The 19,236-nt window shown below is 41.1% G+C and carries 9 protein-coding genes; 5 read left to right on the top strand and 4 right to left on the bottom strand.

The window, feature by feature from the left end; genetic code table 11:
- Positions 1-67: 67 nt before the first annotated feature.
- Positions 68-1,846, bottom strand: coding sequence for a heme ABC transporter ATP-binding protein/permease CydC (cydC, locus tag QQK09_RS16695; RefSeq protein ID WP_284205304.1), 1,779 nt, complete (start codon positions 1,844-1,846; stop codon positions 68-70).
- A complete protein-coding gene (gene cydD, locus QQK09_RS16690; protein ID WP_284205303.1) occupies positions 1,846-3,666 on the bottom strand; it encodes a heme ABC transporter permease/ATP-binding protein CydD in 1,821 nt (606 codons plus the stop codon). The genes cydC and cydD overlap by 1 nt, the downstream gene beginning before the upstream one ends.
- 487 nt (positions 3,667-4,153) lie before the next feature.
- Between cydD and QQK09_RS16685 the strand changes: the two genes are divergently transcribed.
- The 5 genes from QQK09_RS16685 (at position 4,154) to lpdA (ending at position 16,037) form a co-directional block, all read left to right on the top strand.
- Entirely contained in the window at positions 4,154-8,941 is a 4,788-nt protein-coding gene (locus tag QQK09_RS16685; RefSeq protein WP_284205302.1) for an NAD-glutamate dehydrogenase, read from the top strand.
- Positions 8,942-9,291: 350 nt separating this feature from the next.
- Positions 9,292-10,041 carry a pyruvate dehydrogenase complex transcriptional repressor PdhR gene (gene pdhR, locus QQK09_RS16680; protein WP_284205301.1) on the top strand — a complete coding sequence of 250 codons (750 nt, stop codon included), beginning with the start codon at positions 9,292-9,294 and terminating at the stop codon, positions 10,039-10,041.
- A gap of 151 nt (positions 10,042-10,192) precedes the next feature.
- Positions 10,193-12,856, top strand: a complete 2,664-nt coding sequence (gene aceE / locus QQK09_RS16675; RefSeq protein ID WP_284205300.1) for a pyruvate dehydrogenase (acetyl-transferring), homodimeric type — start codon at positions 10,193-10,195, stop codon at positions 12,854-12,856.
- Positions 12,857-12,917: 61 nt separating this feature from the next.
- Positions 12,918-14,489, top strand: a complete 1,572-nt coding sequence (gene aceF / locus QQK09_RS16670; protein ID WP_284205299.1) for a dihydrolipoyllysine-residue acetyltransferase — start codon at positions 12,918-12,920, stop codon at positions 14,487-14,489.
- Between the two features lie 114 nt (positions 14,490-14,603).
- Positions 14,604-16,037 carry a dihydrolipoyl dehydrogenase gene (gene lpdA / locus QQK09_RS16665; protein ID WP_284205298.1) on the top strand — a complete coding sequence of 478 codons (1,434 nt, stop codon included), beginning with the start codon at positions 14,604-14,606 and terminating at the stop codon, positions 16,035-16,037.
- 72 nt (positions 16,038-16,109) lie between these two features.
- On the opposite strand, the gene torD is transcribed toward lpdA, so the two are convergent.
- Together torD and torA are read right to left on the bottom strand one after the other, a co-directional pair.
- Complete coding sequence (torD, locus tag QQK09_RS16660) at positions 16,110-16,736, bottom strand: molecular chaperone TorD (RefSeq protein WP_284205297.1); 627 nt, start codon at positions 16,734-16,736, stop codon at positions 16,110-16,112.
- Positions 16,737-16,770: 34 nt separating this feature from the next.
- The gene (gene torA / locus QQK09_RS16655) at positions 16,771-19,236 is read right to left on the bottom strand and encodes a trimethylamine-N-oxide reductase TorA (RefSeq protein WP_284205296.1); all 2,466 of its coding nucleotides are present in this window, start codon (positions 19,234-19,236) and stop codon (positions 16,771-16,773) included.

Here is a 19,236-nt window from a genome sequence, read left to right as displayed (position 1 = left end):
AGCCCGTAAATGCGATTTACGGGCTTTTTGCTCTCAATAGAACTGCTTTATAAATTAGCCTACAGGTTTAATGTAACTGCTGATGCAAGCTCGCATAATAATCATCGCTTGCTAACAGTTCATCGTGAGTACCTGAAATACGTAATACTCCCTCTTCCATCAAATGAATTTCATTCATTTGTGTCATGGCAGTCAGACGATGACTTATCATTAACACGGTTTTATCCTGAGCAAATTCAAATAACAGCGCAAGAATCTCTCTTTCTGTGCGTTTATCTAACCCTTCCGTCGGCTCATCGAGTAATAACAGTGGCGCATCACGTAATAATGCCCTTGCTACACCAATACGGCGTTGCTCACCACCTGATAGCTGTCTACCACCTTCACCTATCCATGTATCAAGTGAATTTTCTCCCTCGGTTAACGCTGCGAGTCCAACCTTTTGTAGTATCTCGATGAGGTATTTATCGTTATCATCCTGCGCAGCTTTTTGCTCTGCATAGGTTGAAAATTGTGGCAGATCTGCTTGTGCTAAGGTCAAGTTATCTCTTAATGATCCTGCAAATAGGTAAATACGTTGGCTAACCAATGAGATTCCACGTGTTAAAGCTTGTTGGCTGTATTGCTTTATCTCTCTTCCATCTACGCAAAGGCTACCTGAGTTTGGCTCCCAGTCGCGTGTAATTAATGACAGTAGACTTGATTTACCACATCCTGTTTGTCCTAATAGCGCTACTTTTTCACCATGTTTAATAGATAGGTTAATGCCTTTCAGTATCACTTCACCGTCTTTTTGATATGAGAAAATAACATCCTTAAGCTGTAACTCACCTTGTGTGATAATTTCTTGATTGGCCTTATCGAATATAATGTCTGGTGTTTGGTCGACTAACTCATTAACGCGATTTGCTGCGTTGACACAAGAGGAGAGGTGTTGGAATGCACCGGCAATGGGCATTAACATCTCAATGCAAGCTAGTGCCATAAAAGTGATCATCGCTAACATAGGACCCGGTGGTTGGTGATCACCAATACCAGACGCGGCCACATAAAGCACTGCGACTACGATTGCACCGTGACAGAGAATTAACGCTGCTTGACTAAATGCGACGATATTAGCCATTGCTGTTTGGCTGCTTAACAGGTCCGCTTCGGATTGGCTTAATTTTTCACGAAAACGTTTATCGGCAGCAAACAGTGATATTTCAGCTAAACCCTGTACATATTCCAATATTTGTACGCGCAGTAGTCGTTTGCTTTCGAGTTGTTTAATACCCGGTTTCTGCCCTAGAAAATAAAAAATCCACGGTAAAATAAGCCAAATTAATAAGATACTGGCACACAGAAGCAGCGCGATCTCCGCATCGATCCAAGCAACAAATAGGTATAAGCCAGCCAACATGAATAACGCCGCTAACATGGGGGTGATTAATCTGAGGTAGAGATGATCTAAGGTATCAATATCAGAGACGAGGCGGTTGAGCAGTTCACCTTGTCGCAACCCTTGCATATTACGTGCACTTAGTGGCAATACTTTACGCCAAGCCCAAACTCGAAGCCGAGTCAGTAACTTAAAGGTGGCTTCGTGTGTTGCTAAGCGTTCACCGTAGCGACTGGCGGTGCGAATAATCGACAGGAAGCGTACGCCACCGCCGGGTGTAAAGTAGTTAAATGCTTGTGCGGTGATGAGGGTTAAACCAGCAACTGCTGAGGCAGATAAAAACCACCCTGAAAGTGATAATAAACCGATCGCAGCCATCAAAGCGATAATGCTTAATAGCAAACCAATCGACATCATTAACCATTGGTGTTTAAACAATTTAATAAAAGGCAGTAGGGCTCTCATTATTTAAGTTCCTCATTGTTAGCTTGAGGTGATTGCTCAGTTTCATCGCTTTGCATCTGTTTAAATAGTCCCGCTGTATTACTTAACTGTTCAAAATTACCCTGTTGAGCAATGCTTCCTTTATCTAACACTAAAATAGTATCCATTTGTTGTAACTGATCTAATCGATGGGTCACCATTAAGCAGGATGAATTTAGCATCGCATCACGCAATGCAGTCAGTACAGCTTGTTCACTATGTCTGTCTAAACTTGCTGTTGGTTCATCTAATAAAAACAGTGGTGCTTGTTGACCGAGTGCACGGGCTAATGCGATACGTTGTGCCTGTCCTACAGAGATACCTGCCATCTGCTCACCAATAGGGTGTGCTAATCCGAGTGGTTGCTGCTCTATAAAATCGAGTACTTTGGCTTTTTCTAATAGAGATTTTACCGTTTCATCAAGCATTGTTGGATCTGCCATTGCGACATTATCACGCACTGTGCCATGGAAAAGTTGTGGGTCTTGCCCTAGCCATGCAAGATGTGCACGCCACTCTGATATAGTTAACTGGTTTAACTCAACACCGTTGATTGTCAATGAACCTTGATAGGGTAAAAAACCTAATAACCCATTTAATAGGCTCGTTTTCCCTGCGCCACTGGGGCCGACAACTGCCATATGTTGCCCATCATTAAGTTGGAATGACAATGGCCCTACTAGCGTGTTACCTGAATGACTTTTTACGGTAAAGTCATTCGCAACGATGTTTAACCGATCCTGCCAATTTACAATTTTTCGAGGGGTATCTGGGGCTGTTTGTGATGGGGGTTGACTATTTTCTTCAACCTCATATTCTAATAAATCCATCAATGCTTCAGCCGCGCCAATCGCTTGTGCTTTCGCATGATAGTGGGTACCCATATCACGTAAGGGTTGGTAAAATTCAGGCGCAAGCATCAATACAAACATCCCTACAAACAGGCTAAACCCTGCATTATAATCACCAAAATTAAGGTGACCCAAGAAACTGAAACCAAAATAGATAGCAAGTAGTGCAATAGAGATCGCGCCAAAAAATTCTAATACTGCTGAGCTTAAAAAGGCGATTCGTAGTACTGACATGGTTCGTACTCGAAATGATTCAGAGGCATTTTCAATCTCTTTACCCTCAGCTTCTCCACGGTTAAATTGTTTTAGTGTACTTAAGCCCTTTAAACGATCCATAAAGTGACCGCTTAGTTTTGATAATGCTGTGAAGTTCTTACGGTTCGCATCAGCGGCGCCCATGCCAACCAGAATCATAAACAGTGGAATCAGTGGTGCAGTACCGAATAAAATAAGCCCTGCTGCCCAGTTTAGTGGGAAGACTACGATTAAAATTGAGATAGGAATAAATACAGCCAATAACATCTGTGGTAGGTAGCGTGCATAAAAATCTTGAAGATCTTCAACCTGCTCGAGCACAATGCTTGCCCAGCTGCCCGCCGGTTTTCCTTTAATAAAAGCAGGACCTAGTTCATTGAGTTTATCGAGAACTGCACTGCGTATTTGTAGGCGTAGTCTTTTGCCCGCCTCAAAGCCACTTCGTTCACGCGCAAAAGCAAAAAATGCGCGTACTGGAATTAAAGCTATCAACCATAAAAACTGAGCAGAGAATTCAGATTTTGGCAATTCAAGGATAATAATGCCATGCAGAATAGTTGAGACTAGATAGGCTTGTGCAATAAGAGAAAAGCCAGTTAATAGACCAAAAATCACTGTTAAATTAAGATAAAAACCACAGTTTTTTTTCTGCATTTTTAACCAAGAGGTGAGTTGCTTTTCTAAGGGTTTGTCCATGGTGTACCTGTCGTTAGTATTTCATGATTAAAATTATAAATGTGACTTGGCGCAGTATCTCAGTCCTTGTTGATGAATGAAACTAACAAGCGTTAAAATGGATAAAATAACTTCTATTTTAACCTTTAGCGACGAAAACTACTCAGAGCATTTAAACGAACGGCAATGTTTTTATAGTAGAACTGACATTACGGCTCTATCAGCATATTGTTAACCAGTCATTTTGAGTTCCAAAATTTTGCAGTTAATTCAATAAAATAGAATGAAAAACAAACAATAAAACTATATTTTTTTAAAACTGCAAAGCGAGTCAAAATTGCAGTCTCTTTTTTGATGTTAATAATTTGTAAAGTCGCCTGTTTCCCCTAGTGTTATAGGTACCCGATATCTCCTTTGCTGTAAAAAATAATATAAGTGGAGGGAGAAATTAGCTGACATAATTTGAATGTCTAGCGGGGATCGGTTACTCATAAAATAGGTGATGCAGATGACTTCTACTCTTAACCAAAAAAATGACATTTTAGAGCAAATATTTTCCCAGTTAAAAAAACACTTTTCCGAAAAAGAGCAAAAGACCTTACAAATTTTTATCAATAGTCTTTATCGTGATGTCTCAATTGCTGATTTAACCCAAATTTCTCAAGAAGACCTTAATGGATTAACCGTTTCCCTATGGCGAGAAGTGCTCGTCTGTAAAAGAGACATTGCCAAGGTGAAGGTCTTTAACCCCGATGTTGAACAGGATGAGTGGCAGTCTCCGCATACTGTTATTAGTGTATTGTGCCGTAATATTCCTTTTGTTATAGACACCTTAAAACTGGTTGTGAATGAATTAAACATTAAGTTACATCGTGTTTTTTATAGCGAAATTAGTAGTCAACGCAGTAAGTCAGGGAAACTAACATCACTCACAGCGGCTTCCGCCGATGAGTTATTACTCTATTTCGAAATTGATCAAACCAGTGCGGCCTCAGAACGATTACAAATTCAACGCCGCATTGAGAGCGCATTATTAGATGTTGCTTTAGTCGTGGATGATTTTTCTGTGTTAACCCAAAAAGTTAAAACTGAATTAAAACATATTCAAAGTGATAAATTTAGTACTCACATTGCCGACAGAGAAGAACAGGAAACTTTTTTATCTTGGTTGTTAAATGATCATTTTACCTTCATAGGTTGTGATCAGTTTAAAGTTAAAGATGAAATAGTACATAGTGTTGATGGTAGTCAATTAGGCTTGCTGAAGCGCGATGACTTTTTACAAGAGCCACTCCCCTTTGAGCTTTTTGATACCCTTAAAAAGAAATCCGTGATCCATTTTAGTAAAGCGTCGCAGCGTGCGATGGTGCATCGGCCTGCTTATCCAGACGTTGTTTATGTTAAACGTTTTAATGCAGCTGGCGATCTTATTTCAGGTTATCGCTTTGTTGGTTTGTACACTTCATCGGTTTACAGCGGCAGCCCTAAGCATATTCCTATTGTTCGCCACAAAATAACCAATGTATTAGCGCAATCAAGCTATAACGAAGGTAGCCACTATTATAAAGAGTTATCGCAAATACTTTATACTTTTCCGGTTGAAGATTTGTTGTTATGTAATGAAGCGACACTGTTAAATAATATTGTCGAAGTGTTACACGCGCAAGAGCGTAAAGATCTAAAATTATTCATGCGTTGCGCGGGAAACAGGCAGTTTGTGATTGCTACGTTATATGTGCCGCGTGATATCTATAATACCAAAGTCAGGCTTACTTTTGATGAGCTGATTTGCCGAACTCTAGACGTAGAAGATATCGACTTTCAAACTTACCTTAGCGAATCCAACCTTGCACGTTTGCGTGTTGTATTACGCCTCAAGTCTCCTTTAAATCAGGTATTAGAAGAGCAAGCTATTCAAGAGAGGATGAAGCAGTTAACCAGACGCTGGGATGATGAGTTGCATACTGCGTTGATTGATCAGTTTGGTGAAGAGAGGGGGGTTAAGCTCACCAAAAAATATGGCGAGGCTTTTTCTGGCAGTTATCAGGATAACTTTAGTTCACGTGTCGCTGTCGCAGATATCGAACGCATTGAGTCATTATACCGTTCGACTAAGCGCTCTATGACGTTACGTTTTTATCGTTCTGTTGATCCTAATAGTAGCGAGTTGAAGCTAAAGTTATTCCATCAAGATGGTGCATTGCTGCTTTCTGACCTGATTCCGATCTTAGAGAATATGGGGCTGAAAGTAGCAGAAGAGTATCCCTATAAGGTGATGCCCTTAGGTGAGAAGTCTTTCTGGTTGTATGACTTTACGCTGCTCTATTCGCAAGTTAAAAACTTTGACCCTGATGCACATAAAGAACGTTTTGCTGATGGGTTTTTATCGGTGTGGTACGGTAAAACCGATAATGATCCCTTCAATAAATTGATATTAGGGGCGGGGCTTACCTGTCGGGATATCGGTATGTTGCGCGCTTATGCAAAATACTTAAAACAGCTGCGTTTTGGTTACAGCCATTTTTCTATTGCCAAAACATTATTAGCACATAGTCAATTAGTGACCGACATTGTCACCCTATTTAATGTGCGTTTCGACCCTAAAAAGGTCTCAGATTTAAGTTTGCAGGAAAAATTACAAACAAAAATTTTAACTGCGTTGAATGACGTCACTAACCTCAATGAAGATCGAGTGCTGCGCAAATATGTCGAGTTGATTATGGCGACCGTGCGTTGTAACTATTTTCAAACTATAGCAGGGGAAGCGCATGATTATATCAGCTTCAAATTTGATCATAATCTGATCACAGAGATTCCCTTACCGCGTTTGAACTATGAGATATTTGTTTACTCTCCACGTATTGAAGGGGTGCATCTACGTGGCGGTAAAGTGGCGCGCGGAGGATTGCGTTGGTCTGATCGTAGTGAAGATTTTCGTACTGAAGTACTCGGCTTGGTAAAAGCACAACAGGTCAAAAATGCGGTTATTGTACCCGTCGGTGCGAAGGGTGGGTTTGTAGCCAAAAAACTTAATCCTAAAATGGATAGAGAAGCATTTATGGCAGAGGGAATTAGCTGCTATAAAATATTTATTAGTGCTTTATTAAGCATTACCGATAATCTAGAGAACGATAAACTGATTCCTCCACTTGATGTAGTGCGTTATGACAATGATGACCCCTACTTGGTGGTTGCGGCGGATAAAGGCACGGCCACCTTCTCCGATATTGCGAATGAGTTAGCAACAGATAGAAATTTTTGGCTGAACGATGCTTTTGCGTCGGGTGGCAGTAATGGTTATGACCATAAAAAAATGGGCATTACAGCGCGTGGCGCATGGATAAGTGTGCAGCGTCATTTTCGAGAGTTAAATGTTGATGTACAAAATAAACCGATCAGTGTCATTGGTATTGGTGACATGGCAGGAGATGTATTTGGTAATGGTATGTTGAGCTCAAAGTGCATCTCATTATTAGCAGCGTTTAACCATCTACACATCTTTATCGATCCTTCTCCGCGTGATCTTGAGGCTAGTTTTAATGAGCGTTTACGCCTGTTTGAAACGCCAAGAACCGGCTGGAGTGATTACGATCAAAAGCTTATCTCAGCGGGTGGTGGTATTTTTGAGCGTTCTGCTAAATCGATCGCAGTGAGTCCTGAGATGGCAAAACGATTTGATATACTCCAAAAACAGGTAACGCCGACTGAACTGATCACGATTTTATTAAAGGCTGAGGTCGATCTGTTATGGAATGGTGGTATTGGCACTTATGTTAAAGGTAAAGCCGAAAGCCATGCAGATGTGGGAGACAAAGCCAATGATATGTTACGAATTGATGGTGGGGAGCTACGCTGCTCAGTGGTTGGTGAAGGCGGAAACCTAGGTTTTACACAACTTGCACGCATTGAATATGGGTTAAATGGCGGACGATGTTTTACCGATGCCATTGATAATGCCGCGGGGGTTAACTGTTCCGATTTAGAAGTTAATATTAAAATATTATTAGATAAGCTCGTTTCGAAGGGAGATTTAACGGTCAAGCAGCGTAATGCTTGGTTGGTTAAAATGACCGATGAGGTTGCGCAAATCGTGCTTAGTAATAACTATCGTCAGGCTCAATCTATTAGTCTCTCTTATAGAGATGGCTATAAGCGCATTGAAGGATTTCGCCGTTTAATTGTCGATTTAGAAGATAAAGGCAAGTTGAATCGTGCGTTGGAATTCATTCCAACAGATGATGTGTTAAATGAATATAAAAGTATGCAGCGAGGGTTAACACGTTCAGGTATTTCAGTGATGCTCTCCTACGCGAAAAACGAATTAAAAGAAGCGCTTGCTAATGAAAATGTCGCAGATGATCCTTACCTATTACAGGAAGCGCAGAAAATATTTCCTGTCTCACTGGTCAAACAGTATAAACAGGAGATTCATCAACATCCGCTAGTAAGTGAAATTGTTGCAACACAGGTAAGTAATGATCTATTTAATTGCATGGGTCCTACTTTTGCACACCGTATTATGGCCAGTGCGGGCTGTTCATTTTTAGATGTGAGCAAAGCCTGGGTCGCTGCGCGTGATATTTTTTCGATGGATGCGACATTACAACAGATTGAAGCATTAGATAATATTGTGACCACAGAAGTGCAAAGCTTATTAGTAGAAAGATTGGAAAGAATGATCCGCCATGCAACGCGTTGGCTTGTCCGCAATCATCGTACTGATTTGGATACGGGGACGCTGGTAAAAAACTATCAAGCGCCTCTGAAAAATTTAGTGTCACAGTTTGATACCTTGCTAATTGGCAGTTCCATCGTGCACCGCCAAGCGGTGATTGACTCTCTTGTTGCTGGTAATGTACCCAAAGCACTTGCGGCTTCACTCGCTAGCAGTGATCAAATCTACGCGATGTTGGGGATTATCTCTATTGCTAAAAAAGTGGCGGTAAAACCCGAACAAGCATTGCAGGTATATTTTCACAGTGGCGAGTCCTTGAAACTATTTGATATTAGTAAACAACTTAATCTTCTTCCGGGTGAAAGCCATTGGCAATCGTTAGCAAGAGAAGCGATGCGTGATGATTTAGAGTGGCAGCAATTGCGTATCAGTAAGAGCATATTAGAAAAAGTTAAGCAGGATGTTGATATTAGTGATGCCTTTGTTGAGTGGCATACTTCTCATCATATTCTTTCTGAGCGTTGGCAACGTATGGCAGAAGCGATGTTAGCGGTCACTAAACCTGAGTTTAGTATGTGCCAAGTTGCGCTGCGTGAGTTATTAGACCTTTCTCAGAGTTGATAACTAGCCACGAATAAGCGTGTAAAATTACGTTTATGGTCAGTTGAGTTTAATCCGTCTCTTTCTTTTTTACGGAAAATAAAGAGACGGTGTATTTGTGTGACTATTGAACCAAGCATGGAAACTATCTGTTTTCCTCCTGTATCAAGTTCAACAATTTTTTAACAAAATGTCTTTTCATTTTCTAATGTTTGTAACTTTCCCTCACAGATTGCTAAAATCATTACCAAATCACACTTTATCAATTGAGTTAGATCAAACTTTACTAGACAGGTGTTAAAAAAATTGTTAATTTCCTTTTACAAAATAAATTGGTATTACCATTTTACAACCTTGCTATAAAGAGCACTATGTCTTACGTAAAAATCAAACAACCTAAATTAGCTGATGTCATAGAAAGTCGTATTGAAAGTATGATTTTAGATGGCTCATTAGAGTTGGGTGAAAAATTACCGGCTGAGCGAGAGCTTGCTAGACAATTTGATGTTTCTCGTCCTTCGCTGCGTGAAGCAATTCAGCGCTTAGAATCGAAGGGGTTACTAACTCGACGTCAAGGTGGCGGCACATACGTGCAACAGGCATTACGTGAAAAATTAGCTGATCCGCTATTTGAGTTATTGAATACGCATCCTGAGTCACAGTATGATCTGATTGAATTTCGTCATGCCTTAGAAGGTTTCTCTGCTTATTATGCTGCTTTACGCGGTACCGCTGAAGATTTTGATAAGATAAAGTCTTGTTATGCGGCGATTGAACGAGCGCAAAAAAAACAAGATTTAAACTGTGAAATTCAAAATGTTGCTCTTTTTTATCTTGCGGTTATCGATGCTTCGCATAATGTTGTTTTTATGCATTTAGCACGTGGTATTCAACCCTTATTAGAAAAAAACATTTCCGACAATGTTCAGCAGCTTTACGCATATCCTGAAGTTGCTAAAAAAATCCATGAACATCGTTTTCAGTTACTTGAAGCCATTCTTTCTAAGCAACCTGCCGTTGCTCAGCAAGCATCTGCTCAACATTTAACGTACATTGAACAAACACGTTCTGTGATATTACGTGAAGAAAGTTCTTTTAAACGCGAGTTAGGGCGTTTTTAACTTTTTAAAAATCACATGGGTAATTATTTAGATTACTTATTGCCGATTGGCATTCACCATTAACCATTGGTAGTGGGTGAATCTAAATAATTACATAACTACACACTTAGCCTTATGGCTGAGATACTTAAGTATAGAGAAGGAAAGTGTCATGACTGACATCCTAAACAGTGATATTGATGCACAAGAAACTTCAGAATGGCTTGCAGCACTAAGCGATATTCTTGAAGATGAAGGCTCTGAACGCGCACAATTTATCCTTGAAAAAGTAATGGAACAGGCTCGTGCAGAAGGCGTTAACCTTCCTCACGGCATTAATAGCCGTTATGTAAATACTATCCCTGCAAGCCAGCAACCAGCTTACCCTGGTGATGTGAAATTAGAGCAACGTATTCGCTCTATTATCCGTTGGAACGCAATCATGATCGTCATGCGTGCATCTAAGAAAGATTTGGATTTAGGCGGTCACATGGCTTCTTACCAATCTGCTGCTGCATTCTACGAAGTTTGTTTCAACCACTTTTTCCGTGCTCCGAATGCAACAGACGGCGGTGATTTAGTTTATTACCAAGGTCATATCTCTCCAGGGATATACTCTCGTGCATTCGTTGAAGGCCGTTTAAGTGCTGCTCAACTTGATAACTTCCGTCAAGAAGTTGATGGTGAAGGTCTACCTTCATACCCACATCCGAAACTATTACCAGAATTCTGGCAGTTCCCAACAGTTTCTATGGGTCTTGGTCCAATTACTGCTATTTACCAAGCTCGTTTCCTAAAATACCTTAACGGTCGTGGTCTAAAAGACACTACTGCACAGCGCGTATACGCTTTCCTAGGTGATGGCGAAATGGATGAGCCGGAATCTCGTGGTTCTTTATCATTCGCTTCTCGTGAAAAATTAGATAACTTATGTTTCTTAGTTAACTGTAACCTACAGCGTCTAGACGGTCCTGTAATGGGTAACGGTAGCATCATTCAAGAGCTAGAAGGCCTATTTACAGGTGCTGGTTGGAATGTTGTTAAAGTTATCTGGGGCAGTAACTGGGATGCACTACTTGCTAAAGATACAACGGGTAAATTATTACAATTGATGGATGAAACCGTTGATGGTGATTACCAAAACTTTAAATCTAAAGACGGTGCTTTTGTTCGTGAACACTTCTTTGGTAAATACCCTGAAACAGCAGCGCTAGTTGCTGATATGACAGATGAAGAGATCTTTGCCCTGAAACGTGGTGGCCATGATTCATCTAAACTGTTTGCTGCGTTTAAAAATGCAGAAGATACAATGGGTAAACCAACGGTTATCCTTGCTAAAACTGTTAAAGGTTACGGCATGGGCGCAGCCGCTGAAGGTAAAAACATTGCTCACGGCGTGAAGAAAATGAATGAATCTCACATTCAAAGCCTACGTGATCGTTTAAACCTACAAGATGTTGTTAGCGATGAGCAAGCCGCTGAACTACCTTATCTGACATTAGAAGAAGGTACACCTGAGCACGCATACCTGCATGACCGTCGTAAAGAATTACATGGTTACACGCCGCAACGTCTGCCTCAGTTTACTGAGAAATTAGCGATACCATCGTTGGATAAATTTGCGCCGCTTTTACAAGAGCAGAAACGTGAAATTTCAACAACAATGGCTTATGTACGTATCTTAAACGTATTGTTAAAAGACAAAGGCATTGGTAAAAATATCGTACCAATTATCTGTGATGAAGCACGTACCTTTGGTATGGAAGGTCTATTCCGCCAAGTAGGTATTTATAACCCTACTGGTCAAGAATACACGCCAGAAGATCGCGGTGTCGTTTCTTACTACAAAGAAGCAACATCTGGTCAAGTATTACAAGAAGGTATCAATGAACTTGGTTCAATGTCTTCTTGGGTAGCTGCTGCAACGTCATACAGTACTAATGACTTACCAATGATTCCATTCTACATCTACTACTCTATGTTTGGTTTCCAACGTATTGGTGATATGGCATGGTTAGCGGGTGATCAACAAGCACGTGGTTTCCTATTAGGTGCTACTGCTGGTCGTACAACGCTAAATGGTGAAGGTCTACAGCATGAAGATGGCCACAGCCACATTCAAGCAAATACAATCCCTAACTGTATCTCTTACGACCCAACATTTGCTTACGAGCTTGCTGTTATCGTACAAGACGGTATCGAGCGTATGTACGGCGATAACCCTGAAAACATTTACTACTACTTAACAGTAATGAATGAAAACTACGCAATGCCAGCAATGCCAGAAGGCGCTGAAGAGGGTATTCGTAAAGGTATCTACAAACTTAAATCACATCCAGGTAGCAACAAAGTTCAGTTATTGAGCTCTGGTACTATCATGAATGAAGTGACTAAAGCGGCTCAAATCTTAAGTGATGAGTACAACGTTGCATCTGATATCTTCTCAGTAACGTCATTCAATGAACTGACACGTGAAGGTCAAGATGTTGAGCGTCAAAACATGCTTAATCCTGAAGCGCCAGCAAAACAAGCATACATCACTCAAGTATTAGGTGATGAGCCAACAATTGCTGCAACGGATTACATGAAAAACTACGCTGAACAAGTACGTGCATTCATTCCATCTGATACATATAAAGTATTAGGTACTGATGGTTTCGGTCGCAGTGATAGCCGTGCAAACCTTCGTCGTCATTTCGAAGTTAATGCTGGCTACGTTGTTGTTGCTGCACTAAGTGAACTTGCTAAACGTGGTGATATTGAAGCATCTGTTGTAACAGAAGCGATTGCTAAGTTTGATATTAATACAAACAAAGTTAATCCTCTGTTTGCATAAACCATATTTTAAGGTGAGCACGGCTAATACTGTGCTCATTTGATTAATTAGGAAAATTATTATGTCTGAATTAAAAGAGTTTTTACTGCCTGATATTGGTGCTGATGCGGCTGATGTTACTGAAGTTCTAGTTTCTGTTGGCGACGTTATTGTTGAAGACCAAGATGTTATCTCAATTGAAGGTGATAAAGCTTCAATGGACGTACCTGCCGCATTTGGTGGCACGGTTAAAGAGATCAAAATGAATGTTGGAGACAGCGTTTCTGAAGGTCAAGTTGTACTGATTATTGAAGTTGCTGGTGAAGCGACTGCAGAAGCGCCTGTTGCGGCAGTTGAAGAAGTAGCTGCACCAGTTGCAGCGCCTGCACCTGCAGCGACAAGTGAACTTAAAGAAGTTTGTGTTCCTGACATCGGTGGTGACGAAGTTGAAGTAACAGAAGTATTAGTTTCTGTTGGTGACGCGATTGTTGAAGACCAAGATATTCTATCTGTTGAAGGCGATAAAGCGTCAATGGACGTACCAGCACCATTTGCGGGTATTGTTAAAGAGATCAAAATCGCATCTGGCGATAAAGTATCTGAAGGTTCATTAATCTTAGTACTTGAAGTACAAGGTAGCGCACCTGTTGCCACTGCAGCACCCGTTGCAGCAGCTCCGGCACCTGTAGCTAAAGCTGCACCAACGCCTGCTCCAGCAAAAGCTGCTGAAGTAGTAACCTCTGGTTCAATTAAAGCATCGCCTTCTGTACGTCGTGTTGCACGTGAGTTCGATTTAGACTTAGCACGCGTTCCTGCAACGGGTCGTAAAGGTCGTACAACGAAAGAAGACGTTCAAGCATACGTTAAAGCACAGTTAGCACTTGCTAAAAGTGGCGGTGGTGAAGGTGGCTTACAAGTACTTCCTTACGCAAATATCGATTACTCTAAATTCGGTGAAATTGAAATTAAACCACTTTCACGTATTCAGAAAATATCAGGTCCTACTCTGCATCGTAACTGGGTAACTATCCCACACGTGACACAGTTTGACGAAGCGGATATCACTGATTTAGAAACGTTCCGTAAAGAACAAAATGCAATCGCAGCAAAACAAGATCTAGGTCTTAAAATTAGCCCGCTTGTATTTATGATGAAAGCTGTTGCTAAAGCACTACACAAATACCCTAACTTCAACGCATCACTATCTACAGATGGCGAAAGCGTTATTCTGAAGAAATACATCAATATCGGTATCGCAGTAGACACGCCAAACGGTTTGGTTGTTCCTGTTGTGAAAGATGTAATTAACAAAGGTATTTACGATATCTCTCGTGAGCTAGGCGAAATTTCTAAGAAAGCACGTGCTGGTAAACTAACTGCAAAAGATATGCAGGGCGGCAGCATGAGTATTTCTAGTCTTGGTGGCATCGGTGGTACACAATTTACACCTATCGTAAATGCACCAGAAGTAGCTATCTTAGGCGTATCAAAATCAGCAATTAAACCAGTTTGGAATGGCGCTGAATTCGCACCTCGCATGATGGTGCCACTAGCACTTTCATATGATCATCGTGTTATCGATGGTGCAGATGGCGCACGCTTTATCACTGCAATTAATAACTACTTATCTGATCTACGTACGTTGATCCTATAAAATTGTTAACGGGTCGGCATTTGCTGACCTTTTATTTTGCATTTATTTAACATTTAAATAGAATAAATTCACATTTAAATGTTGGCATCATTGATATCAAATACAGAGGTCGAAATGAGTAAAGAGATTAAAGCACAAGTTGTGGTATTAGGCTCAGGTCCTGCTGGTTATTCAGCAGCATTCCGCGCAGCAGATTTAGGTTTAGAAACAGTAATCGTTGAAAAATATGAAACACTAGGTGGTGTTTGTCTTAACGTTGGTTGTATCCCTTCTAAAGCGCTTTTACATGTATCTAAAGTAATTGAAGAAGCGAAAGCACTTTCTGAACATGGCGTTCTTTTTGGTGAACCAACAACAGATGTAGATAAAATTCGCATCTGGAAAGAAAAAGTAGTATCGCAACTGACTGGCGGCTTACAAGGCATGGCTAAGATGCGTAAAGTTACAACAGTAACTGGTTGGGGTCGTTTCACTGACGCTAATACTATCGAAGCAACAGCTCGTGATGGTGAAGTAACTAAAATTACCTTTGATAACGCGATTATTGCTGCCGGTTCTCGTCCTGTTAAACTACCTTTCATCCCACATGATGATCCACGTGTTTGGGATTCTACAGATGCACTTGAGCTTAAATCTGTACCAAAACGTCTGCTTATTTTAGGCGGTGGTATTATTGGTCTTGAGATGGGTACTGTATACAAATCATTAGGTTCTACAGTTGATGTTGTTGAGTTTGCAGACCAACTTGTACCAGCTGCCGATAAAGATATCGTGCAAGTTTACACGAAGAAAGTGAAAGACAAATTCAATATCATGTTATCAACTAAAGTAACTGCTGTTGATGCAAGAGAAGACGCACTATACGTTTCTTTTGAAGGTAAAAATGCACCAGAAGAAGCTAAAGCATACGACGCTGTATTAGTTGCAGTTGGTCGTGTTCCAAACGGTTTCTCAGTAGATGCTGAAAAAGCAGGTATTGAAGTTACTGAACGTGGTTTCATTGAAGTTGATAAGCAGATGCATACTAACGTACCGCATATCCACGCTATTGGCGATATCGTTGGTCAACCTATGCTTGCACATAAAGGTGTGCATGAAGGTCATGTTGCTGCAGAGGTTATCTCTGGTAAGAAACATTACTTCGATCCAAAAACAATTCCTTCAATTGCTTACACTGAACCTGAGATGGCATGGGTTGGTTTAACTGAACGCGAAGCGAAAGAGCAGGGTATTAACTTTGAAAAATCAGTATTCCCTTGGGCGGCTTCTGGTCGTGCAATCGCATCTGATTGTTCTGATGGTATGACTAAGCTTATCTTTGATAAAGATACGCATCGTATTATTGGTGGTTCAGTGGTTGGTACAAACGCTGGTGAATTACTTGGTGAAATCGGTCTTGCAATCGAAATGGGTTGTGATGCAGAAGATATCGCACTTACTATCCACGCACATCCAACACTACATGAATCTGTTGGTCTTGCTGCAGAAATCTATGAAGGTTCAATTACTGACCTTCCAAACGCTAAAGCAGTTAAGCGTAAAAAATAATTATGTCGCTATTTATAAAATAGCGATATAACAATAAAAAGGCTTGTTACCGTTAAGGTAACAAGCCTTTTTTTATGCACTTAGTTCATTAAAATCTTGCTCAACAAACTGTAATAAAAGCTGACAGACACCTTGATAAAAGCCGCTATTGTTTACCTTTTTAGTCGCATTAACAAAGGGAGGTAACCACGACAAAAGCTGTTGTTGAATAAATTCAGTTTGCGCTGTGCTACTTTGCTGCGCCTCTTTAATGATTAAGTTACCGAGATAATCTAACTGAATAGCAATATGATCGGCAGGTTCTTTGAAGTTTGGATCAATCATTAAACCTTCACTTTTAAATAGCTCAAGCATCTGTAAATGTGGTTTTTCAAATAGTTGACCTGATTCTGAAAGATAAACAGAAGCATAGGGAGGTGCGCCTTTTTTAGCATCGGTTAAAAACAGTTCACTAAAATCAGCAGCGAGCTCTAAATTTGGCTGCTTGATGGCCATCATCTGTACTAATGCGGATTTTATTTGCAGTACAGGTTCTTTGAATAACACCTCTTGTTCAAGTTGAGTAAGCAGAGCAAGCCCTTCACCTGAAAAGTAATAACTTAGCTGTTGCTGATCTAGCTCTTTAGTGAGTAGTGTTGCAAACCACCAATAGATGCTTGCGCGTTGCTCATTGAGTTCATTCACTGCATTTTTATCCATTATATATATTAACCTATTCAGTTTAGTTATTTCGCTAAGCGACTTCATTCGGTCCATTAAAGGCGGTGACTGCGGGTACTTTACCTGTAAATTTTTCGTATTCTACCTGACAGGTATTGGCACTGGTTGCCTGAGCAAGTTCAGAGGTTGGTATATCTTGGGTTAAGGTATTCGGATCACCATAAGTATCAAGTGAACCAATAGATTCATCTATCGGAGCGTACCACGCTCCCTCTTCGATTCGTGCAACACCGGTTGGGTAATTTTTAGAGATCACTGCCCCTGCTAAAAGTTGCCCGCGCAGATTAAATACTCGTACTAAATCACCCGATTTAATACCACGATGCTGTGCATCTTGTGCATTTAGGTAGATAGGTTCCCTGCCTTTAACGGTATAGGTTTCACGGAACTGTTGTGAATCACACATTTGTGAGTGCAGGCGCTTATTAGGATGGCAAGATTGTAACCAAATAGGGTGTTTATCGGAGCCTGGGCCACCATGAGAACGTTCGGACTTCTCAAACCACATTGGGTGTCCTTGGCACTCTTTATAGCCGTAGCGGTCTATTTTGCGGCTGAAGATCTCAATGAAACCAGAAGGTGTTCCGAGTGCATTAATTTCAGGATCTTCTCTGAAGTCCGCCTGACGAACCCAATCTTCGCCTTTACCAAAATCAACAAAGCCCTCTTTCCAGAAAGTATTAAAATCAGGCATTTCAAAGCCCGCTTTATTGGCAGTTGCACAGTCGTTATAAAGTTCCTCTACCCACTGCATCTCAGTTTTTCCACGGGTGTAGTCCTGTTGCTGGCCAAATTTCCCCGCGAGCAATGCAAATATTTCAAAGTCTGTTTTAGATTGAAATAGTGGATCCACTAATTTGTGCATTGCAATTACACCACGTGCGCTATATGAACCATAAAGGTCTAAATCATTACGTTCCCACTGTGTACAGGCAGGTAGAACAATATCTGAGAAGCGGCAGGTTGCAGTCCATGTGAAATCGATAGACACTACGGTTTCTAGTTTATGGAATGCTTTTTTCATATTGTTACGATCTTGATGGTGGTGCCACGGATTACACCCAGAAAAGACCATCATTTTGACATCGGGCAGGGTAATTGTTGCACCATTCGCTTGGATTTTTTTACCTGGCTCTAAAATACAATCAACCCAACGTGCAACGGGAATAGTACTGCTGTAACCGTTAAAGTCTTGGTTCTTATGGATGCGATTATCTGGTTTATCAGGATTACGCGGAAATCCACCTGGACCCGCCGCGCCTGTCGAAGAAACTCCCACAGAGCTATAGTGATGAGAGTAGCTGATACCACCACCGGGTAAACCTATTTGCCCCATCATGGTTGCAAGCACCGCTGCCATCCAGTAAGGCTGCTCACCATGTTGTTGACGCTGGATACTCCAACCCACCATAATTTGCGTACGTTGTTTAACTAACAACCGTGCGAATTCACGAATGTCATCGGCTTTAATGCCACAGATAGCTGATGCCCACTCTGGTGTTTTCTCGACTTTATCTTTTGTTTCACCTAACAAATAAGGCACAAACTCTTCAAAGCCTAATGCATAGGTATCGATGAATTTTTTGTCGTATAGCTCCTCTTTATAGAGAGTATGTGCCATCGCTAACATAAACGGTACATCGGTTTGTGGGTTGATATATTGATGCTCGCAGTCTAAATAATCCTGCGTTTTAGTGACCACCGGATCAATGCTGATCACACGTATCTCTTTTTTAGCTATTTTATCTTTTAACTGCTCAAGGTATTCAAATGACTCATGGGTTTCACAGTTCCAACCTACCTGTAAGTTTTTCACTAAATCATCAGCCCAAAGGATAATCGTTTTACTCTCTTTTAAGATAACCGGCCATGAACTGCCCTGTGCGTAGACCTCTGTTGTACCTAATACGTAAGGCATAATCGTTTGCCCTGCACCGGTTGAGTAATCACCGACTTTATTAACACTATAACCGTGCATAGCAATAGCGCGTGCCATGTGATTACCACAGGCATGAAATTGCCCCGTTTGACGCCAGCCCGTGCTGCCAGCATGAAGTGCCCATGGACCATATTGAGTTTGCATACGTTCGAGCTCGTCATGGAATAGGGTGATCGCCTCATCCCAGGTGACACGGATAAAACGATTGTCTCCGCGCTTAGTCGTATCACTTTTGTCACGATTCAAATACCACTCATAGCGTACCATTGGATAGCGAATACGTGATGGGCTATAAATAATTCCTTTAATACCATTGAGCATATCCGTTGGGTATTTATCGACATTAAAGGGTTTAATCTCCTGTACTTTTCCCGCGTAAACACGTGCTCTGAATGCCCCCCAATGCGAACCACTGACTTTCCATTTACCCGCTTCCTCTGCCGTTGCTGCATGCGCGACTTGTAATAACCCGGGGCCCACTAATGCTGCGCCACTTGAAGCTAATAATCCTTTTAAAAAACTACGTCTTGAAATTGACAT

The organism is Psychromonas marina, assembly GCF_030161115.1.
GTDB lineage: Bacteria > Pseudomonadota > Gammaproteobacteria > Enterobacterales > Psychromonadaceae > Psychromonas > Psychromonas marina.
This window is presented reverse-complemented; position numbering and strand designations above follow the sequence as displayed.

What these genes read in the sequence shown, in the direction of transcription:
- cydC (WP_284205304.1), bottom strand. Translation starts at nt 1,846, where the DNA reads ATGAGAGCCCTACTGCCTTTTATTAAATTGTTTAAACACCAATGGTTA.
- cydD (WP_284205303.1), bottom strand. Translation starts at nt 3,666, where the DNA reads ATGGACAAACCCTTAGAAAAGCAACTCACCTCTTGGTTAAAAATGCAG.
- QQK09_RS16685 (WP_284205302.1), top strand. Translation starts at nt 4,154, where the DNA reads ATGACTTCTACTCTTAACCAAAAAAATGACATTTTAGAGCAAATATTT.
- pdhR (WP_284205301.1), top strand. Translation starts at nt 9,292, where the DNA reads ATGTCTTACGTAAAAATCAAACAACCTAAATTAGCTGATGTCATAGAA.
- aceE (WP_284205300.1), top strand. Translation starts at nt 10,193, where the DNA reads ATGACTGACATCCTAAACAGTGATATTGATGCACAAGAAACTTCAGAA.
- aceF (WP_284205299.1), top strand. Translation starts at nt 12,918, where the DNA reads ATGTCTGAATTAAAAGAGTTTTTACTGCCTGATATTGGTGCTGATGCG.
- lpdA (WP_284205298.1), top strand. Translation starts at nt 14,604, where the DNA reads ATGAGTAAAGAGATTAAAGCACAAGTTGTGGTATTAGGCTCAGGTCCT.
- torD (WP_284205297.1), bottom strand. Translation starts at nt 16,736, where the DNA reads ATGGATAAAAATGCAGTGAATGAACTCAATGAGCAACGCGCAAGCATC.
- torA (WP_284205296.1), bottom strand. Translation starts at nt 19,236, where the DNA reads ATGTCAATTTCAAGACGTAGTTTTTTAAAAGGATTATTAGCTTCAAGT.